This window comes from Arthrobacter sp. P2b (genome assembly GCF_900168295.1).
Lineage (GTDB): Bacteria > Actinomycetota > Actinomycetes > Actinomycetales > Micrococcaceae > Arthrobacter.
The window spans coordinates 647,253-673,143 of the sequence record NZ_FVZL01000001.1; the positions used below are offsets into that span (position 1 = coordinate 647,253).

The following is a 25,891-nucleotide window of genomic DNA, read 5'->3' on the forward strand; positions in this document are numbered from 1 at the left end:
AGATATCCGCCGGGGCCGGAACGACGGCTCCGCAACCAGGCGGTGCATGCACCACTTCGGAAAGGCCCCACCTTGAGCAGTCCCCAGGAACCGTACCAGCCGGGCAGCACCGGCTCCGGGCCCCAGCCGCTGCCCCAACAGCCGCAGCAGCCCCCGGCCGGAAACCAGCCGGCGTACGGACAAGCACCGTACGGGCAGCCGCAGTATGGGCAACCGCAGTACGGGCAGCCGCAACCGGAGCAGCCGGGATCCGGCCCGTTCGGCCTCCCCGGGGAGCCCCCGGCGAAAAGCCGCCGGAAGCTGTGGATCATCCTGGCAAGCATTGGCGGCGTCCTGCTGCTGGTGATCCTCGGCTTCATCATCCTTGTGAATGTGGCCGGCAGTGCCACCAACCAGGCCAAAGGCCTGGCCGACGGCTTCACCAAGCTGGTGATCGCGGGCGACAGCTCCAAAGCCTACGACGACTACCTGGATCCGGCGCTGCAGGAGCAGCTGTCCAAGGAGTCGTTTATTGCCGGCGTCGAAAGCCTGGGAATGGACGATACCTGCGAACCGGCCTACAACGATCTCCAGGTGGCCACGGAAAACGGCGTTAAATCCGCGGACGTTGCCGGCCTCATCACCTGCGACGGCAAGAACGTGGACCTCGCGTACCGGTTCGAGGGCACCGATGAGCTGAAGATGACCAACATCAAGCTGAGGCCCGCCGCGTAACCGGCCGCGTGAGGAAGGGCGCTGATTTTTTACCCATCCACGCCCCTGCATGGTCCGAATTGCTTCCGAGGGTCCCGGCCAGGGACCTGCAGTCCGGCGGGGAACAAGCCACCCGCCTTACCGGAAGGATTCGGGCCATGCGCACATCACCCAACCGTCTCGTCGCCACCGTCTTCGGAGCCGTCTACCTGCTGGTCGGCCTCCTGGGCTTCGCCGTCACATCCGGCGTTGGCTTCGCCGCCACCGAGGGCGCCAACCTCATCATTTTTGAAGTCAACCCCCTGCACAACATCATCCACCTCGCCATCGGCGCCGCACTGCTTCTCGCCGGGGTGAAGGGCACCGCGAGCGCCCGTACCGTGAACACCGCCGTTGGCGCCGTGTACCTGCTGGTCGGCGTGCTGGGCCTCTTCCTGCTGGCCTCCCCGCTGAACATCATCGCGCTGAACGGTGCGGACAACGTGCTGCACCTTGCCAGCGCCGTGCTCCTGCTGGGCGTCGGCCTGTCGCTCGACAAGTCCCCGGCGACCGTACGGGCATAAGGACCATGTCCCAGCGGACCGCAACCAGCATCCCGCCCCTTCCGGCGTCCCCGCCGGAAGGGGAGGGGTCCAAGCCAGCGGCAGTCCGGCTCTTCGCCGGTTTCGCCGGTTTCGGGGCCGGGACGGTCAATCTTGCCATCTCCTCGAGCTTCTTCGCATTGGGGGCGGAAGGTCCTGGAGCGGTTGGATACGCGGCGGGCGGACTTGCCGGGCTTTGGGGAGCCGGACTCCTCGCCGCTTCCGTTGTGTTCCTGGCCAGGGGAAGTGTCCCGGGCGGCAGGGCGGCAGGATGGACCCTCGTCGCAGCGGCCGGGGTCCATGTGGCTGCCATCCTCCTCAGCACCCCGGGGACGTCCGGGCTCAACCTGAGCCAGGCGGCCGCCCTGCTGCTGACCCTGATGATCATTGCAGCGCTCGCCTGGCTGCGCCGGACTTCCGTGCAGCTACGGGTACCTTTGGCTGGCGCTGTCCCCACCGGCAAACCCGGCCGGCTGCTGCTGGCCGCCTTCGCAGGTGCAGTTGTAGTGGCAGGAATTACGACGCCGGGACTCGCCGCTTCAACGGCAGGACAGTTCGCTGTCCCGCACGGCGAACACGGCGGCGCTCCCGCCACCGGCGGGCACCACCAACGCTAGGAGAGCTCCACAAAAGGGCCCTCCACAAAAAGAGCCTCCGTTCCCGCTTGGCGCGGAACGGAGGCTCTTTCTGTTTGTGGTGGCCTGTGGAGGCCGCCGGGGTTGGATCGTCAGTGGTTGACGGCCTTTTCGGCGCCCACTCCGGTGAGGGACCGGACTTCCATCTCGGCCTGCTTCGCGGTGTCTTCGCGCTTCTTGTCGAGGACGGTCCCGAGCCAGCCCAGGAAGAAGGCCAATGGGATGGACACAATGCCCGGGTTGCTCAGCGGGAAGAGCGCGAAGTTGGCGTCCTTGATCATCGACGTTGCTCCGCCGGACACCACAGGCGAGAAGATGATCAGCACAATGGCTGCACCGAGCCCGCCGTACATGCTCCACACCGCGCCCTGGGTGGTGAACTTCCGCCAGAACAGGGAGTAGATGATGGTGGGCAGGTTGGCTGATGCTGCCACGGCGAAGGCGAGGGCCACCAGGAACGCCACGTTCTGCCCGTTGGCGAGGATGCCGCCCAGGATGGCCAGGACGCCGATCACCACCACGGTGCGCCGGGCGACCTTAACTTCCGTGTCGGCGTCGGCCTTGCCCTTGGAGATGACGCTTGCGTAGATGTCGTGGGCGAAGGAGGCAGCGGCGGTAATGGTCAGGCCCGCCACGACGGCCAGGATGGTGGCGAAGGCCACGGCCGAGATGAAGCCCAGCAGCAGCGGACCGCCCAGGTAAAAGGCCAGCAGCGGAGCTGCCGAGTTGACGCCGCCCGGGGCGGTCCTGATGGTTTCGGGACCCACCAGTGCTGCGGCGCCGTAGCCGAGGACCAGGGTGAACAGGTAGAAGAGGCCGATCAGCCAGATGGACCACACCACGGACTTGCGTGCTTCCTTGGCCGTGGGGACCGTGTAGAAGCGCATCAGGACGTGGGGCAGGGCGGCAGTTCCCAGGACCAGGGCCAGGCCCAGGGACATGAAGTCGAGCTTGGAGGTTTCGGTCTTGCCGTACTGCAGGCCGGGGTTCAGGACGGCCGGGTTGTTGGCGGTCTCCACGGCCGCGCCCAGCAGGCTGGAGAGGTTGAAGCCGTAGATGGCCAGGACCCAGAGGGTCATGACCGCGGCACCTGCGATCAGCAGGATGGCCTTGATGATCTGGACCCAGGTGGTGCCCTTCATGCCGCCGATCAGGACGTACATGATCATGAGGGCGCCGACGACGATGATCACCAGTGCCTGTCCGCCCCAGTCGCTGATGCCCAGCAGCAGGGAGATCAGGCTGCCGGCACCCGCCATCTGGGCCAGGAGGTAGAAGAAGCACACGGCAAGGGTGGAGATGGCCGCGGCGATCCGGACGGGCCGCTGCTTCAGCCGGAAGGAGAGCACGTCGGCCATGGTGAACTTGCCGGTGTTGCGCAGCAGTTCAGCCACCAGGAGCAGCGCCACCAGCCAGGCCACCAGGAAGCCGATGGAGTACATGAAGCCGTCATACCCGTTGATGGCGATGGCGCCCGTGATGCCCAGGAAGGAGGCCGCCGAGAGGTAGTCGCCGGCGATGGCGGTTCCATTCTGCGAGCCCGTGAAGGAACGTCCGGCAGCGTAGTAGTCAGCGGCCGTCTTGTTGTTCCGGCTGGCCCGGAACACAATCACCATTGTGACGGCCACGAAGATGCCGAAGATGCCCATGTTCAGCAGGGTGGTGTCCTTAAGTGCGGCGACGTCCACCGCGGCAGCTATGTTGATCATTTGTTGACTCCACCTACCCGGTTGCCCTGCTTATCGAATTCGTGGCCCTCAATCTCGTCCCGGATCTCCTTGGCGATGGGGTCCAGCCGCTTGTTGGAGTAGTGGACGTACCAGCCCGTGATGGCGAACGTGGAGACGAACTGCAGCAGTCCGAAGATCAGGCCGATGTTGATGTTGCCCCAGACCTTTGTGGACATGAAGCCCACGGCATAGTCGGCGAGCAGGACGTAGGCGAAGTACCACAGCAGGAAGGCGATTGCCATGGGGAAAACAAAGCTGCGGTGTCGTTTGCGCAGTTCCTGGAACTGCCCGGTCGACTGGACCTGTTCAAAGTCCACGGACGCCGCTGCGTCCGGAGTATGGGCATCGTTACCCATCGTTCCTCCTCATTGAGACTTGCCGGGACACACCGGGCGGTTGGCCCTGGGCTGGGACACCGGAAGTGTGACTGCAATCACTGTGCTGCGCGCGGGCTGCTACTTTCCAGACCTGGCCCCGGTGCGGTCGCCCAGCGGTCGGAATGCTGCGGCAAACGGCACCCGCCGCTACGCTGGGCAGCATGCCGGACTCCCCCCTCCTGACCGCCGCGGCCGTGGCCGTCATCGCCATGGCCATCGCCGTCGTCGTCGGCGTGGGACTCAAGGTGCTCCGGTCCTTCCGGGACCTTGGCACTGACGCCGAGCGTGCCACGTACCACACGCTCCACGCCGCGTCCCAGGCTGGCCAGCATCTCCGCCGCGGCCTCAACCCCGCGGGCGCGGCGAAGGCCGGCCGGCAGCTACGCACCCTCCTCGGTTGTGACGCCCTGGCCATTACGGACACCTCCGGTGTGCTGGCGTGGGACGGTGCAGGCGAGGAGCTGAAGCCCCGGCTGATGGACCTTGCTGCCGGAGTCCTGGCGGGTGGCCGGACAGCCGTCCTCCCCGCCGGAGAGGCCAGCGCGGCCACGGACGCCACCGGCGGCCCGCTCGCCGCTGTCATCGCACCCGTCCGTGCCGGCACCCGGGTGGTGGGCGCCGTCGCCGCCTTCGCGCCGTCCGTGGGTGCAGGACTGGTCCGGGCCACCAGCGAGGTGGCGGACTGGGTGGCCGTGCAGGTGGAGCTCGCGGAGCTGGACGCCTCCCGCACGCAGCTGATGGAAGCCGAGGTGCGGGCGCTGCGCGCCCAGATCAGCCCCCACTTCATCTACAACTCGCTGAACGCCATCGCGTCCTTCATCAATACGGATCCGGCACGGGCGCGGGAACTGGTGGTGGAGTTCGCCGATTTCACGCGCTATTCCTTCCGCCGGCATGGGGACTTCACCACGCTTGCCGAGGAACTGCGGTGCATTGACCGCTACCTGCTCCTGGAACGGGCGAGGTTCGGTGAGCGGGTCCAGGTCAGCCTGCGCGTGGCGCCCGAGGTGCTTGGCACCGTCATCCCGTTCCTGAGCCTGCAGCCGCTGGTGGAAAACGCCGTTCGGCACGGGCTGGAGGCCAAGGAAGGACCGGGCCACATCAGCATCACCGCGGACGACGCCGGCGCGTTTGCCCAGGTCACCATCGAGGACGACGGCGTGGGCATGGACCCCGAACAGCTGCAGTCGATGCTCGCGGGCCACAGCGACGGGGAGCACGTGGGGCTGCGGAACGTGGACGCCCGGCTGCGCCAGGTCTACGGCAACGGCCACGGCCTGATCATCGAAACCGCTCCCGGCGAAGGAACACTGATCACCATGCGGGTGCCCAAGTCCCAGCCCGGCCACGACGCGTGACCTGGCCACTGCCGACGGAAAGCTAACCTAGGAGCATGATTAACGTCCTCGTCGTTGACGATGAGCTGCCCGCGGTGGAAGAGCTCGCATTCCTGCTGGGCAGGGACTCACGGATCGGCACGGTCCTCCGGGCGACGTCCGGCAGCGAAGCCCTCCGGGCCCTGTCCGCCGGGTCCGTGGACGCCGTGTTCCTGGACATCCATATGCCGGCCGTGTCCGGCCTGGACATTGCCCGGGCGATTTCCGCGAGCAGCAACCCGCCGGCGGTGGTGTTTGTCACGGCTGACGAGGAACACGCCCTGGCCGCCTTTGAACTCGCCGCCGTCGACTACCTCCTCAAACCCGTCCGGGCCGAGCGCCTGGCCCGCTCCGTGGCCCGCATCAGTGAACTGCGCGACGGCGGCAGCGCCCCGGAGATGATCACGGTGGACCAGGGCGGCACCACCAGGATGATCAGGCGCGACGACGTCACGTACGTCCAGGCGCAGGGAGACTACGCGCGGCTGCACACAGCCGATGCCAGCTACCTGATCAGGGTGCCGCTGGCCGAACTCGAGCAGCAGTGGGCGGAGGCCGGCTTCATCCGCACGCACCGGTCCTACCTGGTGGCGCTCAAGCACGTCAGCTCCATGAAGCTGGCTGCCGACGGGCCCAGCGTCACGGTGGCAGGCGCCGGCCTGCCCATCAGCAGGCGGCACCTGCCCACCGTCCGGGAGAAGCTCGAGGCCACCCGGATCAGGCCGCAGTCATGACAAGGGTGCGGGTGACGGCTCCAACCACGGCGGCCCGCCCGGCCCAGGAGACGCGGGAAGCGGCGCAGGAGTCGGATGTGGGCCAGGTCTTTGTCCGTTCCCTGATCAGGTCCCAGCTGCGGCTGGCCCTGGTGGTGGCCGGCGGGTTCCTGCTGATCCTTGGCGCATTTCCGCTGCTGCTCGCCATGGTGCCGGGCCTGGCCGAAACCCGGATCGCCGGGATTCCGTTCGGCTGGCTGCTGCTCGGGGGCGGCATCTACCCGGTGATCGGGCTGAGCGCCTGGCTGTACACCCGGACGGCGGCCCGCAATGAGGCCCGCTACCGCGACCTGGCCGGTGACCAGTGAGGGCGGCGTGAACCCGGGCATCGCGATTGCTGCCGTGGCCGTGGTTTCCGTGGCGACGGCCGTCATCGGGTTCTACGGCTTGCGGATTTCCCGTACCACGGGCGACTTCTATGTTGCGTCCCGGACCGTTCGGCCATGGTGGAATGCCTCGGCCATCGGCGGCGAGTACTTGTCCGCCGCCAGCTTCCTGGGTGTGGCCGGACTCATCCTGCTGTCCGGAACCGACGCGCTGTGGTTTCCGGTGGGATACACCGCCGGGTACCTGATGCTGCTGCTGTTCGTCGCGGCCCCGCTGCGGCGTTCCGGCGCGTACACCATTCCTGACTTCACCGAGGCGAGGCTGGATTCGCGCGCCGTCCGCAAGGTCACCAGCCTGGTGGTGGTGCTGGTGGGATGGCTCTACATCGTGCCGCAGTTGCACGGCGCCGCCCTGACCATTCGCATCACCACCGGCCTCCCGTCCTGGGCGGGGTCCGTGGCGGTGGTGATCGTCGTCTGCCTCACGGTAGCTGCCGGCGGGATGCGGTCCATCACGTTCGTCCAGGCGTTCCAGTACTGGCTCAAGCTCACCGCCCTGGCCGTCCCCATCCTGTTCATCATCTTCATGCTTGCCGGGAACGGGACCCCGGAGTTGTCCCCGCCTGCCGCCAACCCCACCAATGCTCCCCCGGCCGGGCTGTACCAAAACATGTCCCTGCTGGTGGCGCTCCTGTTCGGAACGCTCGGGCTGCCCCACGTCCTCGTCCGCTTCTACACCAACCCGGACGGGCAGTCGGCACGGCGGACCACGCTGATCGTCCTGGGGCTGCTGTCCGTCTTCTACCTGTTTCCCACCGCGTACGGCTTGGTGGGAAGGATGTTTGCGCCGGGCCTGGCGCGAGCCGGCCAAGCCGACGCCATGGTGCTGCTGCTCCCCGGGGAACTCGTGGGCGGTACGGCCGGTGACCTGCTCTCGGCCCTGGTGGTGGCAGGCGCCTTCGCCGCGTTCCTGTCCACCACGTCGGGGCTGGTGGTCTCCCTGGCCGGCGTCATCAGCCAGGACGTCCTGGGCGGCGGCGTCGGCGGGTTCCGCCTCGCAGCCGTAATATCCGCCGTCGTACCGCTTGGCTTTGCGTTCATGACCGATTCCTTCGCGCTGGCCGGCAGCGTGGGCCTGGTGTTCGCCTTCACCGCCTCGACCGTCTGCCCGGTGCTGCTGCTGGGCATCTGGTGGCGGGGGCTGACCGACGCCGGCGCGATCACGGGCATGGTAACCGGAGGCCTGCTGTGCGGCGGCGCCATGATCATCGGAGCCATGGCGGGCGCTGCGAGCATTCCCGCCTGGCTCGCCCAGCCTGCGGCATGGACCGTTCCCACGGCGTTTGCCGTGATGGTGCTGGTTTCACGGGCCACGGCAGGACGGGTGCCGAAGACCATGGCACGGGTCATGACCCGCCTGCATACGCCGGAAAGGCCGCTGGCTACGGAACGCTGAATGGGTGGACAATTACGCCATGTCCACCGACGGCGGGAGCCCGGAAGGCCAGCAGGACGCGGTGCCGCCGTCCGTGCGGGCGCAGTTGCTCGCCACCGAGCACTGGGGCCTGCTGGCATCACGCAGCACCGCCCAAAGCGAGGTGCTGACACGGATCAGCATGTTCCTGACCTTCACGTCGGCCAGCGTGGTGAGTGCGGCGCTGGTGGGCCAGGCCACGAAATTTTCGGACGCCTTCGTCCTGCTCGCGGTAATCGTGCTGTGCATCGACGTGGCCATGGGGCTGCTCACGCAGGTACGGGTCCTGAACGTGGCCCAGGAAGACCTCATGTATGTGACCGCCATGAACAGGCTGCGGGCGGCGTACGTGGACCTGGACCCCGGTGTGGCGCCGTACCTGATGGCGGCCTACCACGACGATGAGTCCGGTTCGGAGAGGACCTACTTCTTCTTCGGAAACCGGAGCGCGTTCAGCCATGTGGCCGGCAGCAGCATGGTTTTCATGAACTGCGCGAATGCCGCGCTGATCGCCATTCTCTCTGGACTGCTGCTGACTCTTGTGGGGGCAGGGACGACGGCGGCGGTCATCGTGGGAGCGGCCTGCGGCTTCGCTTTCCTGGCGGCTTCCGCCTACTACGGATACCGCGCCTATGCCGGGATCTGGAGCAGGTACACGCCCCTGTCCCCCACCCCGCGGGACGGACCCTAGCCGTCAGTCGATGGCGGCCATGAGCTCAACAACACGGTCAAGGAACGCGTCCACCTGGGCTTCCTCGTAGCCGTCGCGGCCTGTGGCAGGGCGGAAAACGGCCCGGCGGACGCTGTCCACGCTCAGCGGCTTGTCCTGTTCCAGGTACGCCACGAGCTCATGGCACAGCCTGTCCACATCCGTTGTGTTGTAGCTGCGGACCTTCTTCTTGGCCGGCCGGCGGAAACGCTCCCCGTCGGGGCGGTGGAGCCGGCCGCGGAGGATCCCCGAGAGGTTTCCGATCTCCCGCAGCCAGGCTTCCTCGCCATGGGCTGCGATCAGCTCGTCCCGTTCCCTGCGGGCGAAGGCGTCTTCCAGGCGGTCAAGGGCGGCGTCCACAACGGATGCTGAGTATCCGCCTTTGACGGGGTCGAAGGACACGGCCCGGACGTCTGCGCTGTTGATCGGCTGGGCTGCGGATTCGGGGGTTTCCAGGGACACGCGTGCCCGCTGCAGGAACTGGTCCACCTGCTTGGCGTTGTAGCCGTATTCACTGCGCTGCACGCGCTCAAAGGACGCAGGGATCTGCTGCCGATGAATGTCCAATGCCACTTTGATTCCTTCGATGCTTTTCAGCCGTAGCGCCGCTGCACCAGTTTATGGGTGCCGGGGCCCGGCCAGGGTTTGTGTCAGGCTCCGGCGAGCAGTCCGTAAAGGACAAAAACCACCGGTGATGCGAACACGATGGAGTCGAGCCTGTCCATGACTCCGCCGTGCCCGGGCAGGATGCTGCTCATGTCCTTGACGCCCAGTTCGCGCTTCACCATGGATTCGGCGAGGTCACCGGCGGTGGAGGCGGCCACGGTGCCCACGGCCAGCACGACCCCCACCCACCAGGGCTTGTCCAGCACGAACAGGCAGGCGAGAATGCCGATGAGCACGGCACCGGCCACGGAACCGGCGAATCCCTCCCAGGATTTTTTGGGACTGATTTTCGGCGCCATGGGGTGCTTCCCGAGGGACGCACCCACGAGGTACCCGAACGTGTCGTTGGAGACCACCAGCAGGAGCATGACCGCCACCTGCCAGGCTCCTTCGGGGATAGTCCCGCCGGGCCACAGCCCCAGCGGGGACGCCCCGCCGGTGGCGTGCAGCGGCAGGGCGGCGAAACTGATGAAGAACGGCACCCAGCCCAGGGTGAAGACACCCGCGAAAATGCTGTTGGCGGAGCCTGCAGCACTTTCAACGGATCGCCAAAGCAGCACGGCCACGGAGCTGAGCAGCATGGCAAACAGCAGGCCTTCGATGCCGCCAAGGTATGCCACGAACGGCATGGCCACCGTTCCGGTCATGACCGGAACGATGGGCATCCTGGTGCCGTTGGCTTCGAGGGCCCGGTAGATTTCCCAGACGCCGAATACTGCGAAGGCGGTGGTGACGGCTACGAAGCCGAGCGGGAGGAACAGCAGCCCGCCCAGGACGGCGAACAGCATGGCCAGGCCCACCACGACGGCGGCGGGCAGGTTCCGCCCGGCCTTCGGCGTCGGGTTGCTCCTAGGCTGCTTCCCCCGTGTGCGCGCCCGTGGGGTGGGGGCCTGATCTGCCTGGCCCATCAGACTTCGAGCAGCTCTGCTTCCTTGCGCTTCAGCAGCTCATCGATGCCGTCGACGTGTGCCTTGGTGAGGCCGTCCAGTTCCTTTTCGGCCCGGCTGCCCTCGTCTTCGCCGGCTTCGCCGTCCTTGACCAGGCGGTCCAGGGTTTCCTTGGCCTTGCGGCGGATGTTGCGGATGGAAACCTTGGCGTCCTCGCCCTTGGTCTTGACGATCTTGACGTATTCCTTGCGGCGTTCCTTGGTCAGTTCCGGAATGGTGATCCGGATGACGTTGCCGTCGTTGGACGGGTTCGCGCCGACCTCCGAGTCGCTGAGCGCACGCTCAATGTCACGCAGGGCCGTCTTGTCGAACGGGGTGATGAGGATGGTGCGGGCGTCAGGGATGGCGAACGAGGCCAGCTGCTGGAGCGGGGTGGGTGAGCCGTAGTAGTCCACCAGGACCTTGTTGTACAGACCCGGATTGGCCCGGCCGGTGCGTACGGCAGCGAAGTCTTCCTTGGCTACCTCTACGGCCTTGTCCATCTTTTCTTCGGCTTCGAGCAAGGTTTCTTCGATCACGGTCTCTCCTCAGATTCTGGTGCAGTCCGGGGCACCGGTTCCCTGCACACACATGGTTCTCTGTTGCTGCTTCCGTCCCCGCCGGCCGGGCGGGGACGGAACTGTCCTGAAAACATCCTAGCCGGAGCTAGGCGGTGACCAGTGTGCCCAGCTTTTCGCCCAGGATGGCGCGGGTGACGTTGCCTTCACCCTCCATGCCAAAGACCACCATGGAGAGGTTGTTGTCCTTGCACATGGTCATCGCCGTCTGGTCCATGACCCGGATGTCGCGGCGGAGGGCATCGTCGTAGCTGAGGGTCTCGAGCCGTTCAGCGGTGGGATCCTTCTTGGGATCGGCCGTGTAGACGGCGTCCACACCGCTCTTGGCCATCAGGACAACGTCGGCGTGGACCTCAAGGGCCCGCTGCGCGGCTACCGTGTCCGTGGAGAAGTAGGGCAGGCCGGCGCCGGCACCGAAGATGACCACGCGGCCCTTTTCCATGTGCCGGATGGCGCGGCGCGGGATGTAGGCTTCCGCCACCTGGCCCATGGTGATGGCGCTCTGGACGCGGGTTTCCACGCCGGCCTGCTCCAGGAAGTCCTGCAGGGCCAGGCAGTTCATGACGGTTCCCAGCATGCCCATGTAGTCGGCGCGGGAACGGTCCATGCCGCTTTGGGAGAGTTCGGCGCCGCGGAAGAAGTTGCCGCCGCCCACAACGATGGCCACTTCCACCTCGGGCACGGCTGCGGCGATCTGCTTGGCGACGTCGCGGACGGTCTCGGGATCGACACCCAGCTTCCCGCCGCCGAAGACCTCACCGGAGAGCTTCAGGAGGACCCGCCGCCTGCTTTTCTCTGGCTGGATTACAGTGTTGACGGCTTCCATGATGCCTTCCCGTTGATGAGTCTGAAAAAAGGTTATCCTGCCGGGCCCGGTGGTCGGTACCGGTCCCGTTGCATGCAAAAGGGGCGGCCACCGAAGTGGCCACCCCCTCACAGATTCGACTAGGAGCCGACGCGGAAACGCGTGAACGCGGTTCCGTTGACACCGGCCTCTTTGAGGACCTGTGCCACGGACTTCTTGGCATCCTTTGCGAATGCCTGGTCAACCAGGACCTCACCCTTGTAGAAGCCCGTCACGCGGCCTTCCACAATCTTGGTGAGGGCAGCTTCGGGCTTGCCCTCGGCCTTGGCGGTCTCTTCGGCGATGCGGCGCTCGGACTCAACCAGGTCGGACGGAACGTCCTCGCGGGTCAGGTAGTTCGGAGCCATGGCAGCGATGTGGACTGCGACGTCGTGGGCGGCGGTGGCAGCAGCTTCGCCTTCACCGTCAACAGCGAACAGCACGCCAACCTGGGCCGGCAGGTCCTTGGAGGTCTTGTGCAGGTAAGCGTCAACCGTGGCACCCTCAACGCGGGAGATGCGGCGGACAACAACCTTTTCGCCCAGGACAGCGCCTTCTTCGACGACGACCTCGGAGAGCGGCTTGCCGTCAACTTCGGTGGCGAGCAGGGTTTCGAGGTCGGCGGCACCGGACTCAACGGCCACGGCCAGGACCTTGTCGGCCAGCTGGATGAACTTGTCAGCCTTGGCAACGAAGTCGGTCTCGCAGTTGACCTCGATCATGACGCCGACGCCATTGCTGACCTTGGCGGCCACGAGGCCTTCAGCGGTGGAGCGGCCTTCACGCTTGGTAGCGCCCTTGAGGCCCTTAATGCGGATGATCTCGATGGCCTTCTCGGCGTCGCCGTTGGCCTCGTCAAGAGCCTTCTTGACGTCCATCATGCCGGCGCCGGTGCGCTCGCGCAGGGCCTTGATGTCCGCGGCAGTGTAGTTCGCCATGTGAACCCCTCTGTCTAGAAATTTGTTGTGGTGTACGGACCGACAGGACGGCAGCCCGCGAAAGCGGGCGGCCATCCTGTCAGCAGCTCCGGCTGGTAAGCGCGGAGAATCCGGATTTAGTTGTGTTACTTGGCGTCGTCAGCGGGAGCCTCGGCAGCAGCCGGGGCTTCAGCTTCTTCTGCCGGAGCAGCAGGGGCTGCCGCAGCTTCCTCGGCCTTGCTGCCTTCGAGGAGCTCGCGCTCCCACTCAGCCAGCGGCTCTTCCGGAGCTTCGGTGGCGCCCGTGCCACGGTTGTTGCGGGCGATGAGGCCCTCAGCAACGGCGTCGGCAACAACGCGGGTCAGGAGGTTCACGGAGCGGATGGCGTCGTCGTTGCCCGGGATCGGGAAGTCGACTTCGTCCGGATCGCAGTTGGTGTCCAGGATGGCAACAACCGGGATGTTCAGCTTCTTGGCCTCGTCAACGGCGAGGTGTTCCTTCTTGGTGTCCACGATCCAGAGCACGGAGGGTGCCTTGGTCAGGTTGCGGATACCACCGAGGTTGGACTCGAGCTTGGTGAGTTCGCGCTTGAGGAGCAGCAGCTCCTTCTTGGTGTACGCGGAACCGGCGACGTCGTCGAAGTCGATCTCTTCGAGTTCCTTCATGCGCTGGATGCGCTTGGCGACAGTCTGGAAGTTGGTCAGCATACCGCCGAGCCAGCGCTGGTTCACGTAGGGCTGGCCAACGCGGGTTGCCTGCTCGGCAATTGCTTCCTGGGCCTGCTTCTTGGTGCCGACGAAGAGCACGGTGCCGCCGTGGGCAACGGTGGCCTTGACGAACTCGTAGGCGCGGTCGATGTAGGACAGCGACTGCTGAAGGTCGATGATGTAGATGCCGTTGCGCTCGGTGAAGATGAAGCGCTTCATCTTCGGGTTCCAACGGCGGGTCTGGTGTCCAAAGTGGACGCCGCTGTCAAGCAGCTGGCGCATAGTTACGACGGGCATGCCGACGCTCCTTCCGGCAGGTCATTCATGAGAGAGCCCGGAGGCTTCTTACCCTGCCAATAGTTGACGGTTGATTAGCGTGGCCCAGGCCGGGCCGTGCTCCTGGCATCCATCACGCTTCCCATCCGCGCCATATGGCACGGACCGCAGGAGGCGCGATCCTTCAGAGGCGTTGCCGGGGCTTCACCATGTGGAGGGCTGGATGCGCGTAGTCAGCTGCTGCTCCCCCACACTCCTGAATGAGATGTGCCGACGCAATCCGGACAAGGGGATGCACCGCGGGGGTGAACCACTGGGACGGGAAGCGTTGAGGGCGCAGCAAACTGCTCCACCAAGTGTACTACAGGCGCCCGTGTCCGGCGGACAGCAAACGCCCTGCCCGGGGCCTTTTCCACATAGGCCGGATCGGCCCTGCCGGCCCGGTTTTCGTGCGGCGCATGCTGGGCGGATGAAACCTTCGCTCCTCCTCGCGGCGCTCCTGCTCCTTCCCGCGTCGGTCGCCTCCACCACGCAGCCGCTGCCATCCAGCTTCTCCCCTGCCGTTCACGCGGCCGGCACGACGGCGGCAGGGGACGCGGGCGCGGCCGTGCCGGCGCCCTCGTGGCAGTGGCCGCTGGCACCCCGCCCGAAGGTTCTGCGCAATTTCGATCCCCCGCCGAAGCCCTGGCTGAGCGGGCACCGGGGCGTGGACCTTGGGGCAGGATACGACGGCGCCCCGGTCACCTCCCCTGCGGCCGGAACGGTCAGCTTCGTGGGCGTGGTGGTGGATCGGCCGGTCATCACCATTGATCACGGCAACGGGCTGCGCAGCAGTTTTGAACCGGTGGAGAGTACCCTGGCGGCGGGCAACCCGGTAGCCGCCGGACAGGTCATCGGTACCGCCCTTCCCGGGCACTGCGGGGTATCCGCCTGCATCCATTGGGGCGTCCGGCGCGGCGAGGACTATGTCAATCCCCTGCAGTTCGTGATGGACCTGCGGCCGTCCATCCTGCTGCCGCTCGACGGTCCGCCGTAGTCCCGATGGGGGTACGGCGGCAACGGCTGCGGTCAGACGATGGCCGATATGCCGGTGATTGCCCGGCCGGTCACCAGGGTGTTGATCTCGGCGGTTCCTTCATAGGAGTAGATGGCTTCCGCATCGGCGAAGATCTTGGCCATCTCGAAGTCCGTCACGATCCCGTTGCCGCCCAGGATGCTTCGGCCGAGGGCCACGCTGTCCCGCATCCGCTCCGTGGTGAAGGCCTTGGCCAGCGCCGACTGTTCGTCCTTGGCCAGGCCGGCGTCCTCCAGCTGCGAAAGCCTGGCCATCATGCCCATGGAGCTGACGGTGTTGCCGAGGATCCGGACCAGCTGGTTCTGCACGAGCTGGAAGGAGGCCAGGGGCCTGCCGAACTGGTGGCGCTCCACGGCGTAGCGCCGGGCAACGTCGAATGCGGCCATCTGCAGGCCAACGGCCTGCCAGGCGACGCCGAGCCGGGTGACCTTGAGGACCTTGTTGACATCGCGGAAGCTGTTGGCGTGGGCAAGCTTGAAGAAGTCCGGCACAGTGACGTTGGTCAGGGTGATGTCGGCGTTCTGGACGGTCCGGAGCGAGATCTTGTTCTCGATCTTTGTGGCACTGAATCCTGCAAGGGTGGTGTCCACCAGGAATCCCTTCACCTGGTTGTCCTCAACATCGCGGGCGTAGATGACCACCCAGTCCGAGAAGGTGGCGTTGCCGATCCAGCGTTTGGCGCCGTTCAGGATCCAGTTGCCGCCGTCCCGCCGGGCCGTGGTGCGGGTTCCCCCGGCTACATCGCTTCCGCCCAGCGGCTCGGTGAGCCCGAAGGCGCCGGTCTTCTTCAGGGCGTAGATCTCGGGAAGCCACTCGTCCTTTTGCTCCTGGGAGGCCAGGGCTTCTATGGAGCCCGTGAACAACCCGTCGTGGACGCCCATGAAGGTCGCAATGGATGCGTCAGCGCGCGTTACTTCGGCATGGAGCAGTCCCGCAAACAGGTTTGAGTAACCCTGCCGCCGGACGGGGCTCACCAGGTCAATGTCGGCGAGCTTGGGGATGAGGTCCATGGGAAATTCGCCGCGGTTCCAGCAGTCCACGGCGATGGGCCGGACCTCCCGGGCCAGGAAGTCCCTGACTTCAGCGAGCCGGTCCTGCTCCTTGGCACCGAGCAGCTGCTCAAAGGCGTAGAAGTCGCCGTCAGCATAGGGAAGGTCATTCACACTTGGCATGGACGTGGACATGGGTACCTCACAGGTGATCGGCGGTGACCGGCGCCCCCAGGGACGGGGCGCGGTAAGTTACTGGTCAGTAACATACCCCAGATCGGCCTTCCAGCAAAGAACCGGGGAGCAAAGGAACGGCTGTGGGCATAGAAAAACCGCGGCCGAAGAGGTCGGCCGCGGTTTGGGAGGAATGTAGGGCTACTCGGACTTGAACCGAGGACCTTAGGATTATGAGTCCCGCGCTCTAACCAGCTGAGCTATAGCCCCGTGCGCCCTGCAGGTCCCGATCCGTTCGGACATCGGCTCCAGCAGGGCAAAAACACTCTAGCAAACCCCGGAAGGGGTTTAGACCACCTTGTCCTCGAAGCCCGCGCCGCGGTACAGGTCCTCGAAGGTCTGCAGGGTGCCCTGGATGCTGTGCGGCTCCACCATCTGCCGGCTGGCCTGGCCCATGGCCTCGCGCTGGTCCTTTGGAAGCTCAAGGATCTGGGTGATCTTCTTGGCGAGGTCATCGCTGTCATTCGGTGTGAAGAGGTAGCCGTTCTCGCCGTCGCGCACCAGGTGCGGCAGCGCCATGGCGTCCGCCAGCACCACCGGGGTGGAGGCAGACATTGCCTCCAGGGTCACCAGCGACTGCAGCTCCGCGGTGCCGGGCATGCAGAAGAGATCAGCCTGGATGTAGGCCTTCCGCAGGTCTTCGTCGCTCGCGAGGCCAAGGAACTTCACCCGGCTGCCCAGGCCGAGCCGCTGCACCAGCTCCTCGAGGGAGGCACGCACCTCGCCGCCGCCCACAATTTCCAGGTGCACGTTCAGTTCCGGGGGCGTTTTGCCGATTGCCCTGATGAGCACGTCCACGTGCTTTTCTTCGGCGAGCCGGCCCGCGAACATGACGGTAGGGTGCGGGTGCGGCTCGATCTGCTCGCCGGGCTGGAGCTCGTAGGCGGCAGAATCAATGCCGTTGGAGAGCGGCAGGACCTTCCGGAGGAATGCGTGCTCGTGCATGGCCTTGGCCGCCAGGGGTGTTGGTGTGGTGACCACGTCAGCCTTGCCCATCACCTTGCCCATGTCCTTCCAGGAGATGCGCCCGATGATGTCCTTGAACCACTGGGGAAACGGCAGGAACGGGTTGAGGTTTTCCGGCATGAAGTGGTTGGTGGCCACGATCCTGACGCCGCGCTTCACGGCTTCATACAGGACGTGCTCGCCGATCATGTAGTGGCTTTGGATGTGGACAACATCCGGCTTGACGCGGTCGAACAGCAGGCTGATTTCCTTTTTGATCTCCCAGGGAAAACAGATCCGGAAGGTTTCGTGCGTGGGCACGCTGTGGGAGCGGAGCCGGTGCACGGTGGCTTCGTCGCGGAATTCGCTAAAGCTCTTGCCCTTGCCGTTGCGGCAGGCCAGGACGTGTACGTTGTGCCCGCGGCCGGTCATTCCCTTGGCCAGGCGGTAGCCGAACTGGGCTGCGCCGTTGATGTCGGGCGGATAGGTGTCAGCAGCGATCAGGATGGTCAGCGGCGTCTGGTCGGCGGGCGTGGTCACGTGGAGAACTCCTGATGGTCACGGTGCGGACAGCGTCGACTGACTGCACGTCTGGCCTGGCATGTGGCGCCGGGGCTTCGTGGAACTGCTGGATCTGGTAGGCGGGAATGGGGGCTAGTGGGACGGCCTGCCCGCGGCCTTCCGCGCGTCCTTCTTGCGCTTGGTGACCTCGGGATGGTGCCTGGAAAGGGCGATAACCCCAACGATAGCAAGGGAAGCGGCGGTTCCCATGGCAATCGCCATGACGGCGTGCACATCCGGCCGCAGTTCCCCCAGAATGACGATTCCGATGGCGATCCCCACGATGGGGTCGATCACCGTCAGTCCGGCGATCACCAGGTCCGGCGGACCCGAGGAGTATGCGCTTTGGACGAACCAGGACCCCAGCCCGCCGGCGGCAACGAGTGCCACCACGGAGTACCACTGCACGTTCAGCAGGAAGAGGCCGTTGGGATCCAGCATGTGCTTGCCGATGATCCGGGTGAGGACGGCCACGAAGCCAAAGAGGACTCCGGCGCCCAGGATATAGACAAAAGCGTTGATCCGGTGCTTGAACATAACGGCCAAAGTGCCGAAGAGCCCGACGGCAAGCGCCAGCAGCAGCACGATGGTGAGCTCCGCGTCCAGGCTCACATGATGGTTCTCCTGCGTCACGTTAACGGCAAGGAGGACAAAGAGCGCTGAGCCCGTCACGCAGGCGGCGATGGCCACCACCGTGGCCCGGTTGATGGTGAGGTCCTGGTCCTTGGCGTTGATGACGGTGGTGATGACCAGCGCAATGGCACCGATTGGCTGGACAACTGTGAGCGGGGCGGACACGAGCGCCACCGCGTTCATGGCCATCCCGGCTCCAAGCAGCAGGAGTCCGAAGACCCAGCGGGGATTGCGGAGCAGGCGGAGGAAACCGTTGGAGCTCAGGGCCAGGCCGCCGGTGTCGGCCTTGACGGCGCTTCCCTGGCGCTGGGCACCAAGGGCGAGGCAGAAGGCCCCAAGCAGCGCAAGCACGACGGCGACCCACACCATCAGGTGGTCCCGCCGTCGTGCCCGGTGCGCATCCTGCCCTTGCGCAGGATCGCCCAGAAGTAGTTGTACGCAGCGATCCAATGGCCCAGCAGGCCCAGCCCGAGCACAATCCAGGCGGCCACGAACAATCCGTCCGAGAACCCGGTGTCCAGCCGGGAGAGGAGCAGCATCGGCGTGCCCAGGAGCAGCAGCCCGGTCCGCACCTTGCCAACAGCGCTGACAGGAAGGTCGGGATGGCCGCCGAACAGCGAGAGTGTCAGCACCAGGAGTACCGCGTCCGGGATGACCAGCGCCGCCAGGTACAGCCAGTGCACGACGCCGGCAATCACCAGGGTGATGGCGACGGCGATCAGCGCCAGGCGGTCGGCGATGGGGTCCAGGACCCGCCCGAGCTTGGAGGCCTGGTCAAAGCGGCGGGCAACGTACCCGTCAATCCAGTCGGTACTGGCCATCACCGCAAGGACAACCACACCGGCGCCGTACTCCTTCCGCGCCAGGACGAGCCAGATGAAGAGTGGGACCCCCATGAACCGGACCACGGTGAGCAGGTTTGGGATGGTGAAAACCCGGTCATGGTCCACCTGGGGACGGCCGGGACGGGCGCCGGCACCAATAAACTTCACCCGTCCCCCTTTCCTTCCTGCTGCCTGGTCGGCGCGGTCCTGCAGTTGTTGGCTTGCTGCATCAGTCCTGCGGTTGTGCCCGGGCGTGCTGGCGGCCGGCAGCCCTGGCAAACCCGTGCTAGTAGGTTCGAAGAAGCTTACGGAGCAGGACCACCAAAACGGTGCCTGCGGCAGCCAAAGCTGCCAGCGGCTTCCAGCGTTTCTGCAGCCCCTCGGTGGATGCGGCCAGGGTGGCCAGCCGTTCGCTGGCCGCGTCCATGCCGCGCCCTGCGATGGCCTGGCCCTGGCGCACTTTGCCCTGGGCGGCCGCGAGCAGGTACTGCGCCTGGGTCTTGACGTCCAGTTCGGTGCGGAGTTCGTCGCGGACGTCGGTGAGGTGGTGGCGCCGCTGGTTGAGGCGGCGTGCGAGCTCGGGTTCGGAGGCGTGCGGGTATTCCTTGTCGTGCTCGGCTGCCTTGGCCGCCTTCTCCGCCTTGGCCTTGGCCGCGGCCTCTTCCCTGGCGGCCTTGGCAGCTTTCGCTTCGGGGGTGTTCGGGTCAAGGACCGCAGGGTTGAAGGCCGAGCCTTCCTTGGCAATACCGATATCGTGCCTGATGCCCCGGATGGTTTCCTCCGGCATCAGTGGCATGGCCTTCTTGAATTTGCGGAAGCCGATCAGGCCGCCGATGAGGGCGATCAGCAGGAAGGCCGCTGACACCAGGAGGGCGGCCAGCCAGGCGGGCATGATGGTGGCCAGCCCCATGATGGCCGCGACGATGAGTCCGACCACCAGGAAGACGAGGAAGACCAGGGCGACGGCGAAGAAGGCGGCCGCTACTCCGAGCTGGATGCCTTTGCGCTTGAGCTCAATCTTGGCGAAGGCGATCTCATCGTTCAGCTGGCGCGGGGCCAGCCGGAAAAGGAGTTTAAGCGTCCTGGGCAGCGCGGTGATGCGCAATCCCGGGCTGGTCCGCCCGCTGTGACGTCCGCTCATCGGTTCCGCCTTACTGGTTATGGTCGATCCGGCTTCCGTATGCTGCGGGAAAAGTGCCTCGGCACAGTCCCCGCCCCAAAACTACCATTCAGGTTCAGGCCGAACTTCGGGGCTTGCCGGACGGCACGGCCTACAACGCTGAAAAAATAGATGGTGCCGGGCCTAGGATGGTAATCCGTGACCACTCCCTCCAATCCAGGCGACTTGCTGACCCGACGCCGGAAACTTCTGTACATTCTCCTTCTGGGCGCGCTGACCGCCCTGGGGCCGTTCACGATCGACCTGTACCTGCCGGCGTTCCCGGCGCTGGAGGCGAGCCTTGGCGTGACCGAGGCCCAGGTCCAGCTCACCCTCGCCGAGACCACCCTGGGGTTCGCGTTCGGGCAGCTGGTGGTGGGCCCCTTCAGCGACAAATTCGGCAGGCGCAACCCGCTGATCCTGGCGACGGCACTGCACATCGCGGCGTCGCTGGGAGCGGCGCTGTCCACTGACATCACCACCCTGGGCATCTTCCGCGTCCTGATGGGTATCGGCGCGGCCGGAGGCGGCGTGGTGGCAATGGCCATGGTCCGGGACCTGTTCTCCGGCTACGCCATGGTGCGGATGTTCTCGCGCATGAGCCTGGTCAACGGCCTGGCACCCATCCTGGCGCCCGTGATCGGATCCCAGCTGCTGCTGGTGATGGCCTGGCCCGGGATCTTTGTCTTCCTGGCCTCCTACGGCACCCTGGTCATCATTGCCGCGCTGTTCCTGGTCCGCGAGACCCTCCCGCCGGAAAAGCGTGGGCAAAGCGGCATGACGGCCCGGCAGCGCTACAAGGTCCTTTTCAGCGACCGGATCTTTGTGGGTCTCCTTTTGGTGGCAGGGCTGAACTTCGGCGGCCTCTTCACCTATCTGTCCGCCTCTCCGTTCCTCTTCCAGGACGTGTTCGGATTCTCCGCGCAGGAGTACGGGCTGCTGTTCGGGATCAACTCCCTGGGCATCGTGGCGGGCGTACAAACGAGTTCGCGGCTGATCAGGAGGGTGCCGCCGCAGTGGATCCTGGCCGGCGCCACGGCCTGGATGTTCCTGATGGCAATGCTGATCGTGCTGTTCGACCAGCTGGGCCTGGGCCTGTGGGGCGTGATGGTTCCACTGTGGTTCTACATCATGGGCACCGGTTTTATGTTCCCCTGCGTCCAGGTGCTGGCCCTCGCCGGCCACGCCTCCCAGGCCGGAACCGCCGCCTCCCTGCTGGGTGCGGCCACCTTCATGATGGCCGGCCTGATCTCGCCGGTGGTGGGCTGGCTGGGCATCACCAGCGCCACGCCCATGGGAGCGGTGCAGGCAGCCTGCATCCTGCTGGCCATCGCAGCCCTCTGGCTCGTGGTCCGTCCGCGCACCGTGCCGTCCATCCACTGAACAGGGCAATCACGGAACCAGGCAATCAAGGAGCAGGGCATCAAGGAACAGGGCCATTAAGGAGCGGGCAACCCAATGACCGGCGATTCATTGCATGGCAGGAAGAAGCGCAAGCCGCACCGGAACGGAAGGGGACTCTTCCTCGGCGCGGTGCTTGGCGCCGTCGTCGGCTACTTTGCGGGACGGGCATCGGGCAACCCTGCCATGGGCATCGCGCTGGGAGCGGTGGCCGGCGCGGCACTGCTGTACCGGGTCAACCCCGGCCCCTGGAAGCGCCGCTGACGCCTGCACCAGCCGCGGCGCCGCGCCGCTCCATCTGCCGCGCAAAGCCCTTGCCGCGATAAAATAATGTCTGTGCCCAGCTGGCAGGATCCACAGCCGCTTCCGGCCACATGGCAACGGTGCGATGCCGGAATTCTGCCACTGTGGTGGGACCGGCTGTGCGCCCAGACCGGCGAGCAGTCTGCCGCGCTCTACGCCGCCGGGCTCTTCACCGAGGACCGCCGACGGCCCATCGCCCAATGGTTCAATCCCGCCTTCAACGCCGCCCTGCTCGTGGCCCCGGAGACCTCCCCGGAATGGCCGGTGCAGCGCTTTGGAATCTTCTACGCGCCCCCGGACACCGGGTTCGTCCGGATCCACTCGGCACCGCACGAGTGGAACCCGCGGCAGCCCCGGAAGTCCCCCACGGAGAAGGAAGCCTTCCAGGCCGCCGTTGTGGAAGCCGAGAGGTTCCTGCAGGTGGAGATGGACTTCGTCTGAAGCCCGTGAGGAAACCGGCGTCAGCCCGTCAGGAAACCGGCACCGGGCCCCCGCACCTCACTGCGGCGGCCGGGGACGAACCGCCACAGCCGGGTGGTCCCAGCGCATCACGAAATCTGCCTGGCGGAGCGCAGCGGAGCTGCCGAGCAGTCCCATGGCCCGCAGCATTCCATTCCGAAGCACTTGCCCGGCCGGGTTCCGCATCGTGGCGAACCGGGCGACCTGCGAGGACCGGCGAACGATGAGTGAGGTCCTCGGCATCCGGGCTGCCGTGTAGTCCGCCAGTCCTTGCGGGACGCTGCCGGACCTGTCGAGGACGTACGCGAGGGTGACGGCGTCCTCAATGGCCTGGCAGGCCCCCTGGCCCAGGTTCGGAGCCATGGCGTGCGCTGCATCGCCCAGAATTGCTGCCCTGCCACGATGGAAGGCCGGCAGCGGTACCTGCATTGAGTGGATGTCGGCGCGCAGGACCGCCTCTTCATCGATCCGCCTGATGACTTCCGGAACAGGGGGGCGCAGGCCGCCAAACCGGCGCACCAGTTCGGCCTTCTCCTCGGCCCCGGTCCGCCGCGGCATCGGTTTATCCGCCGCCGCCTCGGCAAAGACGTACAGCCGCCCGTCCTTCATCGGCAGCATGCCGAACTCTCCGCCGCGGCTCCACGTGGTGCCCACCTGGTAGTCGATGCCGGCCGAAGGCACCAGCGCCTGCCAGGCCGTTAGTCCGGCAAACACCGGTCCGGGACACCCGGGAAAGAGCGCTGCCCTGGCTGCCGAGTGGATGCCATCCGCCGCGACCAGCACGTCGCCGCGCAGCACTTCCCCTGTTTCAAGGGTGACCTCACCGGTGGCTGCATCCAGGCCGGCAACAGGTGTCCCGAGTCGCAGCGAGCCAGGCGGAAGGTTGGCGGCCAGCATCTCCACGAGCTCGGCGCGGCGCAGCACCACTGCCGGATGGCCGTACCGCTCCTCGGCCAGGGAGGCGTCGTTGCGGGACAACCAGCCGCCCCGCGCGGTCCGGATGCCGCTCTCGCCCTGCAAGGTGGCAAGGGAATGGATCTGTTCCACGATGCCGCCGGGGATGGTGTCAAGGGCCCGCTGCGCGTTCGGGGCCATGATCAGGGCGTACCCCACGGGCCAGAGGGCCGCCGTCCGCTCCAGGACCTGGACGTCCCAGCCCTTGCCGGCAAACGCGAGCCCGGCAGTGAGCCCGCCGATGCCCGCGCCGATAACTATCGCCCGGCGCTTCGCTGTACCTGTCATCATCCGCCCTGTCCGCGGCACGGCACCAGCATCCGTCCTCCCCCATCATGCTCCCGGGCACAGTGCATGAGAAGAGTCACTGCCGGGAGGATGGGCGGCAAGAAAAAATCCCCGTTCCTCATGGCTGAGGAACGGGGATTTTCCGGCTGGCTCCTCCTGCTGGACTTGAACCAGCAACCCTTCGATTAACAGTCGAATGCTCTGCCAATTGAGCTAAGGAGGAATGAAGCAGGTATGACATTAGCAAAGGATTCCGGCGAATGTGAAATCGGCGGATTTGCGGGACGGATTGCCGTTCGCGGGGATAAAAAAATCCCCGTTCCGGAGGCCGGAACGGGGATTGTGCGCTCCTCCTGCTGGACTTGAACCAGCAACCCTTCGATTAACAGTCGAATGCTCTGCCAATTGAGCTAAGGAGGAATGAAGCGGGTATTAGCCTAGCAAACACCTGCCCCGGAAATGAAATCGGGGCCTGCCGAGGGGCCGGACACGGGGGCTACGCCTCCGCCCGCAGTGCGCGGCGTTCCATCTCCAGCATCATCAGCTCACGGTTGAGCCGCTGGTAGGTTTCCGGGTCCGCCGCAGGGTCCAGCCGCTGCAGCTGCCCCATCTTGTCCGCCTTGACCCTGGTGATCTGCAGCTCGAAGAGCCGGGAGAGGATGTCCCGGCAGTACTTCTGCACCGCCTCCTCCGTGCTTGCCGGCAGCGGCACCACCGCGAGCTCGGACACCAGCGGCCGCAGGGGCTCGGGAACCTCGTGCATCACGTGCTCCACCCACCGCACCGGATCGTTCACCAGGCCCGCGCCGGTGGCGCGCATGGCATCGTGGACGGCCTGGAACGCCGGCGTGGCGAACCGGGCAGCGGCAAACCGCTCCCAGACCCCGCCGCCCAGCAGTGCGGGCTCCTGGAGGGCCACTTCGAGCGCCTGGCGCTCCATGGAGGCGACAGGGTCCCGCGGGTCGGGCCGGTGGAAGGAAGGAACAGCGCCCGACGCCGGCCCTGCGGCAACGCCTGGCCCGCCGGCTTGGGCGGCCGGAGCGGACGTCCGGGGAGCGGCGGCAGGAGCCCCTCCCTGGTCACCGCGTTTTACGGCGGCGTTGACGAGCCTCAGCACCTCGTTGGGGTCCGGCATCCCCAGCCAGCCTGTGAGCTCCTGGCAGTAGCCCGTCCGGGTGGAAGCGTCACGGATGCCCGCCACCACCGGTACCGAGGCTTTCAGGCCCTGCACCCGCCCTTCCACGGTGTCCAGGTTGAACTGTTTCAGGGTGGTGCGGATGGCGAATTCGAACAGGGGCCGGCGGGACTGCACCAGGGCATGAACGGCTTCGTCGCCCCTGCTTTGGCGCAGGTCGCAGGGATCGGCACCTGTGGGTTCCACCGCCACGTACGTCTGCGCGGTGAAGCGCTGGTCTTCCTCGAAGGCCCGCAGCGCGGCCTTCTGGCCGGCGGCGTCGCCGTCGAAAGTGAACACCACCTCTCCCCCGGTGCCGTCGTCGGAGAGCAGCCGCCGGGCAATCTTGATGTGCTCGGTGCCGAACGCGGTGCCGCAGGTGGCCACCGCCGTCGTGATTCCTGCCAGGTGGCACGCCATCACGTCGGTGTAGCCCTCCACCACCACCAGCTGGCGGTCCTTGGCTATGCTGCGCTTGGCGAGGTCAATGCCGTAGAGGACCTGGGATTTTTTGTACAGGGCGGTCTCGGGGGTGTTGAGGTACTTGGGCCCCTGGTCGTCCTCGTAGAGCTTGCGGGCGCCAAAGCCGATGGTGTCCCCGGCGATGTCCTTGATGGGCCAGATGAGGCGGCCGCGGAAGCGGTCGTAGATGCCGCGGTTGCCCTCGGAGAACATGCCAGTGAGCTTCAGCTCGGCGTCGGTGAAGCCGCGGCCGCGGAGGTGCTTGAGGAGGGCGTCCCAGCCCTGGGGAGCGTAGCCGCAGCCGAAGTGTTCCGCTGCCGCCCGGTCGAAGCCGCGGCCGTGCAGGAAGGTCCGTGCCTCCGCCGCGCCCGGCGTCAGCAGCTGGGCGCGGAAGAATTCGTCCGCGATTTTGTGGGCGTCCAGCAGCCGCTGCCGGCGCCCCACCTCCTCGCGGTTGGGGCCGGTGCCGCCGTCCTCGTACCGGAGCTCGTAACCGATGCGTGCGGCAAGTTTCTCCACGGCCTCCTGGAAGGAGCTGTGGTCCTGCTTCTGGACGAAGGCAATGACGTCGCCGTCCTCACCGCAGCCAAAGCAGTGGTAACGGCCTACCTGCGGGCGGACGGTGAAGGACGGCGAGCGCTCGTCGTGGAACGGGCACAGGCCCTTGAAGGTCCCCAGCCCGGCACCCTTGAGCGTGACATAGCCGTCAACCACTTCCTTGATGTCCGTGCGCTGGCGTACTTCGTCAATATCTTCGCGTTTGATCAGCCCAGCCACAGAGCAATCCTAATGCGGGGGTACGACGGCGGAAGCCGCCTTATGGCGTTCCTCACCACAGTGCA

The 25,891-nt window shown here is 66.2% G+C and carries 27 protein-coding genes and 3 tRNA genes; 12 read left to right on the top strand and 18 right to left on the bottom strand.

The genetic code is table 11. The annotated features are described in order from the left end of the window. Positions 1-72: 72 nt before the first annotated feature. The 3 genes from B5520_RS02920 to B5520_RS02930 all read left to right on the top strand — a co-directional run bounded on the left by B5520_RS02920 (position 73) and on the right by B5520_RS02930 (position 1,891). Positions 73-714, top strand: a complete 642-nt coding sequence (locus B5520_RS02920; RefSeq protein WP_079595539.1) for a hypothetical protein — start codon at positions 73-75, stop codon at positions 712-714. Positions 715-851: 137 nt separating this feature from the next. Next, on the top strand, positions 852-1,256 hold the full coding sequence (locus B5520_RS02925; protein ID WP_079595540.1) for a DUF4383 domain-containing protein: 405 nt from the start codon (positions 852-854) through the stop codon (positions 1,254-1,256). 5 nt (positions 1,257-1,261) lie between these two features. Beyond that, on the top strand, positions 1,262-1,891 hold the full coding sequence (locus B5520_RS02930) for a hypothetical protein (protein ID WP_079595541.1): 630 nt from the start codon (positions 1,262-1,264) through the stop codon (positions 1,889-1,891). A gap of 110 nt (positions 1,892-2,001) precedes the next feature. Here B5520_RS02930 and B5520_RS02935 read toward each other — a convergent pair whose 3' ends face one another. Together B5520_RS02935 and B5520_RS02940 are read right to left on the bottom strand one after the other, a co-directional pair. Continuing rightward, on the bottom strand, positions 2,002-3,618 hold the full coding sequence (locus B5520_RS02935) for a solute symporter family protein (RefSeq protein WP_079595542.1): 1,617 nt from the start codon (positions 3,616-3,618) through the stop codon (positions 2,002-2,004). Next, a complete protein-coding gene (locus B5520_RS02940; RefSeq protein WP_079595543.1) occupies positions 3,615-3,995 on the bottom strand; it encodes a DUF485 domain-containing protein in 381 nt (126 codons plus the stop codon). The genes B5520_RS02935 and B5520_RS02940 overlap by 4 nt, the downstream gene beginning before the upstream one ends. A 182-nt stretch (positions 3,996-4,177) precedes the next feature. Between B5520_RS02940 and B5520_RS02945 the strand changes: the two genes are divergently transcribed. Genes B5520_RS02945 through B5520_RS02965 form a run of 5 tightly spaced genes read left to right on the top strand, consistent with a single transcriptional unit; the run spans position 4,178 to position 8,656 of the window. Beyond that, positions 4,178-5,374 (top strand): sensor histidine kinase, encoded by a 1,197-nt coding sequence (locus B5520_RS02945; RefSeq protein WP_079595884.1) that lies wholly within the window; start codon positions 4,178-4,180, stop codon positions 5,372-5,374. A 35-nt stretch (positions 5,375-5,409) separates the two neighbouring features. Beyond that, complete coding sequence (locus B5520_RS02950) at positions 5,410-6,126, top strand: LytR/AlgR family response regulator transcription factor (protein ID WP_079595544.1); 717 nt, start codon at positions 5,410-5,412, stop codon at positions 6,124-6,126. Beyond that, entirely contained in the window at positions 6,123-6,473 is a 351-nt protein-coding gene (locus tag B5520_RS02955; RefSeq protein WP_079595545.1) for a hypothetical protein, read from the top strand. Before B5520_RS02950 ends, B5520_RS02955 begins: the two co-directional genes overlap by 4 nt. A gap of 7 nt (positions 6,474-6,480) precedes the next feature. Then, positions 6,481-7,947 carry a sodium/solute symporter gene (locus B5520_RS02960; RefSeq protein WP_079595885.1) on the top strand — a complete coding sequence of 489 codons (1,467 nt, stop codon included), beginning with the start codon at positions 6,481-6,483 and terminating at the stop codon, positions 7,945-7,947. 19 nt (positions 7,948-7,966) lie between these two features. After that, positions 7,967-8,656, top strand: a complete 690-nt coding sequence (locus B5520_RS02965) for a hypothetical protein (protein WP_079595886.1) — start codon at positions 7,967-7,969, stop codon at positions 8,654-8,656. 3 nt (positions 8,657-8,659) lie between these two features. On the opposite strand, the gene B5520_RS02970 is transcribed toward B5520_RS02965, so the two are convergent. The 6 genes from B5520_RS02970 to rpsB all read right to left on the bottom strand — a co-directional run bounded on the left by B5520_RS02970 (position 8,660) and on the right by rpsB (position 13,609). Further along, entirely contained in the window at positions 8,660-9,247 is a 588-nt protein-coding gene (locus B5520_RS02970; protein WP_079595546.1) for a DivIVA domain-containing protein, read from the bottom strand. Between the two features lie 77 nt (positions 9,248-9,324). Next, on the bottom strand, positions 9,325-10,248 hold the full coding sequence (locus B5520_RS02975) for a phosphatidate cytidylyltransferase (RefSeq protein WP_079595547.1): 924 nt from the start codon (positions 10,246-10,248) through the stop codon (positions 9,325-9,327). Then, entirely contained in the window at positions 10,248-10,805 is a 558-nt protein-coding gene (gene frr, locus B5520_RS02980; RefSeq protein ID WP_079595548.1) for a ribosome recycling factor, read from the bottom strand. The genes B5520_RS02975 and frr overlap by 1 nt, the downstream gene beginning before the upstream one ends. A 127-nt stretch (positions 10,806-10,932) precedes the next feature. Then, the gene (gene pyrH, locus B5520_RS02985) at positions 10,933-11,670 is read right to left on the bottom strand and encodes a UMP kinase (protein ID WP_079595549.1); all 738 of its coding nucleotides are present in this window, start codon (positions 11,668-11,670) and stop codon (positions 10,933-10,935) included. A gap of 119 nt (positions 11,671-11,789) precedes the next feature. Then, a complete protein-coding gene (tsf, locus tag B5520_RS02990; RefSeq protein WP_079595550.1) occupies positions 11,790-12,626 on the bottom strand; it encodes a translation elongation factor Ts in 837 nt (278 codons plus the stop codon). Between the two features lie 125 nt (positions 12,627-12,751). Beyond that, on the bottom strand, positions 12,752-13,609 hold the full coding sequence (gene rpsB / locus B5520_RS02995; RefSeq protein ID WP_079595551.1) for a 30S ribosomal protein S2: 858 nt from the start codon (positions 13,607-13,609) through the stop codon (positions 12,752-12,754). A gap of 448 nt (positions 13,610-14,057) precedes the next feature. Between rpsB and B5520_RS03000 the strand changes: the two genes are divergently transcribed. After that, a complete protein-coding gene (locus B5520_RS03000; RefSeq protein WP_079595552.1) occupies positions 14,058-14,624 on the top strand; it encodes a M23 family metallopeptidase in 567 nt (188 codons plus the stop codon). Positions 14,625-14,656: 32 nt separating this feature from the next. On the opposite strand, the gene B5520_RS03005 is transcribed toward B5520_RS03000, so the two are convergent. The 6 genes from B5520_RS03005 to B5520_RS03030 form a co-directional block, all read right to left on the bottom strand. Continuing rightward, positions 14,657-15,847 (bottom strand): acyl-CoA dehydrogenase family protein, encoded by a 1,191-nt coding sequence (locus tag B5520_RS03005; RefSeq protein ID WP_079595553.1) that lies wholly within the window; start codon positions 15,845-15,847, stop codon positions 14,657-14,659. Between the two features lie 175 nt (positions 15,848-16,022). Continuing rightward, positions 16,023-16,096, bottom strand: a tRNA-Ile gene (locus B5520_RS03010). Positions 16,097-16,174: 78 nt separating this feature from the next. Then, positions 16,175-17,371: a glycosyltransferase gene (locus B5520_RS03015; RefSeq protein ID WP_079595554.1), complete on the bottom strand. Its 1,197-nt coding sequence runs from the start codon at positions 17,369-17,371 to the stop codon at positions 16,175-16,177. 114 nt (positions 17,372-17,485) lie between these two features. After that, on the bottom strand, positions 17,486-18,394 hold the full coding sequence (locus B5520_RS03020; RefSeq protein WP_079595555.1) for a DMT family transporter: 909 nt from the start codon (positions 18,392-18,394) through the stop codon (positions 17,486-17,488). Further along, positions 18,394-19,017, bottom strand: a complete 624-nt coding sequence (locus B5520_RS03025) for a CDP-alcohol phosphatidyltransferase family protein (protein WP_079595556.1) — start codon at positions 19,015-19,017, stop codon at positions 18,394-18,396. The genes B5520_RS03020 and B5520_RS03025 overlap by 1 nt, the downstream gene beginning before the upstream one ends. A 118-nt stretch (positions 19,018-19,135) precedes the next feature. After that, on the bottom strand, positions 19,136-19,990 hold the full coding sequence (locus B5520_RS03030; protein WP_079595557.1) for a phage holin family protein: 855 nt from the start codon (positions 19,988-19,990) through the stop codon (positions 19,136-19,138). Positions 19,991-20,167: 177 nt separating this feature from the next. Between B5520_RS03030 and B5520_RS03035 the strand changes: the two genes are divergently transcribed. The 3 genes from B5520_RS03035 to B5520_RS03045 all read left to right on the top strand — a co-directional run bounded on the left by B5520_RS03035 (position 20,168) and on the right by B5520_RS03045 (position 22,153). Continuing rightward, positions 20,168-21,391 (top strand): multidrug effflux MFS transporter, encoded by a 1,224-nt coding sequence (locus B5520_RS03035; protein ID WP_079595558.1) that lies wholly within the window; start codon positions 20,168-20,170, stop codon positions 21,389-21,391. A 75-nt stretch (positions 21,392-21,466) separates the two neighbouring features. Further along, positions 21,467-21,673, top strand: coding sequence for a glycine zipper 2TM domain (locus tag B5520_RS03040; protein WP_079595559.1), 207 nt, complete (start codon positions 21,467-21,469; stop codon positions 21,671-21,673). 72 nt (positions 21,674-21,745) lie between these two features. Beyond that, entirely contained in the window at positions 21,746-22,153 is a 408-nt protein-coding gene (locus B5520_RS03045; protein ID WP_079595887.1) for a hypothetical protein, read from the top strand. 57 nt (positions 22,154-22,210) lie between these two features. On the opposite strand, the gene B5520_RS03050 is transcribed toward B5520_RS03045, so the two are convergent. The 4 genes from B5520_RS03050 to dnaG all read right to left on the bottom strand — a co-directional run bounded on the left by B5520_RS03050 (position 22,211) and on the right by dnaG (position 25,826). After that, positions 22,211-23,416 carry an FAD-dependent monooxygenase gene (locus B5520_RS03050; protein ID WP_217700298.1) on the bottom strand — a complete coding sequence of 402 codons (1,206 nt, stop codon included), beginning with the start codon at positions 23,414-23,416 and terminating at the stop codon, positions 22,211-22,213. 144 nt (positions 23,417-23,560) lie between these two features. Then, positions 23,561-23,636, bottom strand: a tRNA-Asn gene (locus B5520_RS03055). 124 nt (positions 23,637-23,760) lie between these two features. Further along, positions 23,761-23,833: transfer RNA gene (locus tag B5520_RS03060), tRNA-Asn, on the bottom strand. Positions 23,834-23,909: 76 nt separating this feature from the next. Continuing rightward, complete coding sequence (gene dnaG, locus B5520_RS03065; protein ID WP_079595560.1) at positions 23,910-25,826, bottom strand: DNA primase; 1,917 nt, start codon at positions 25,824-25,826, stop codon at positions 23,910-23,912. Positions 25,827-25,891 lie beyond the last annotated feature (65 nt).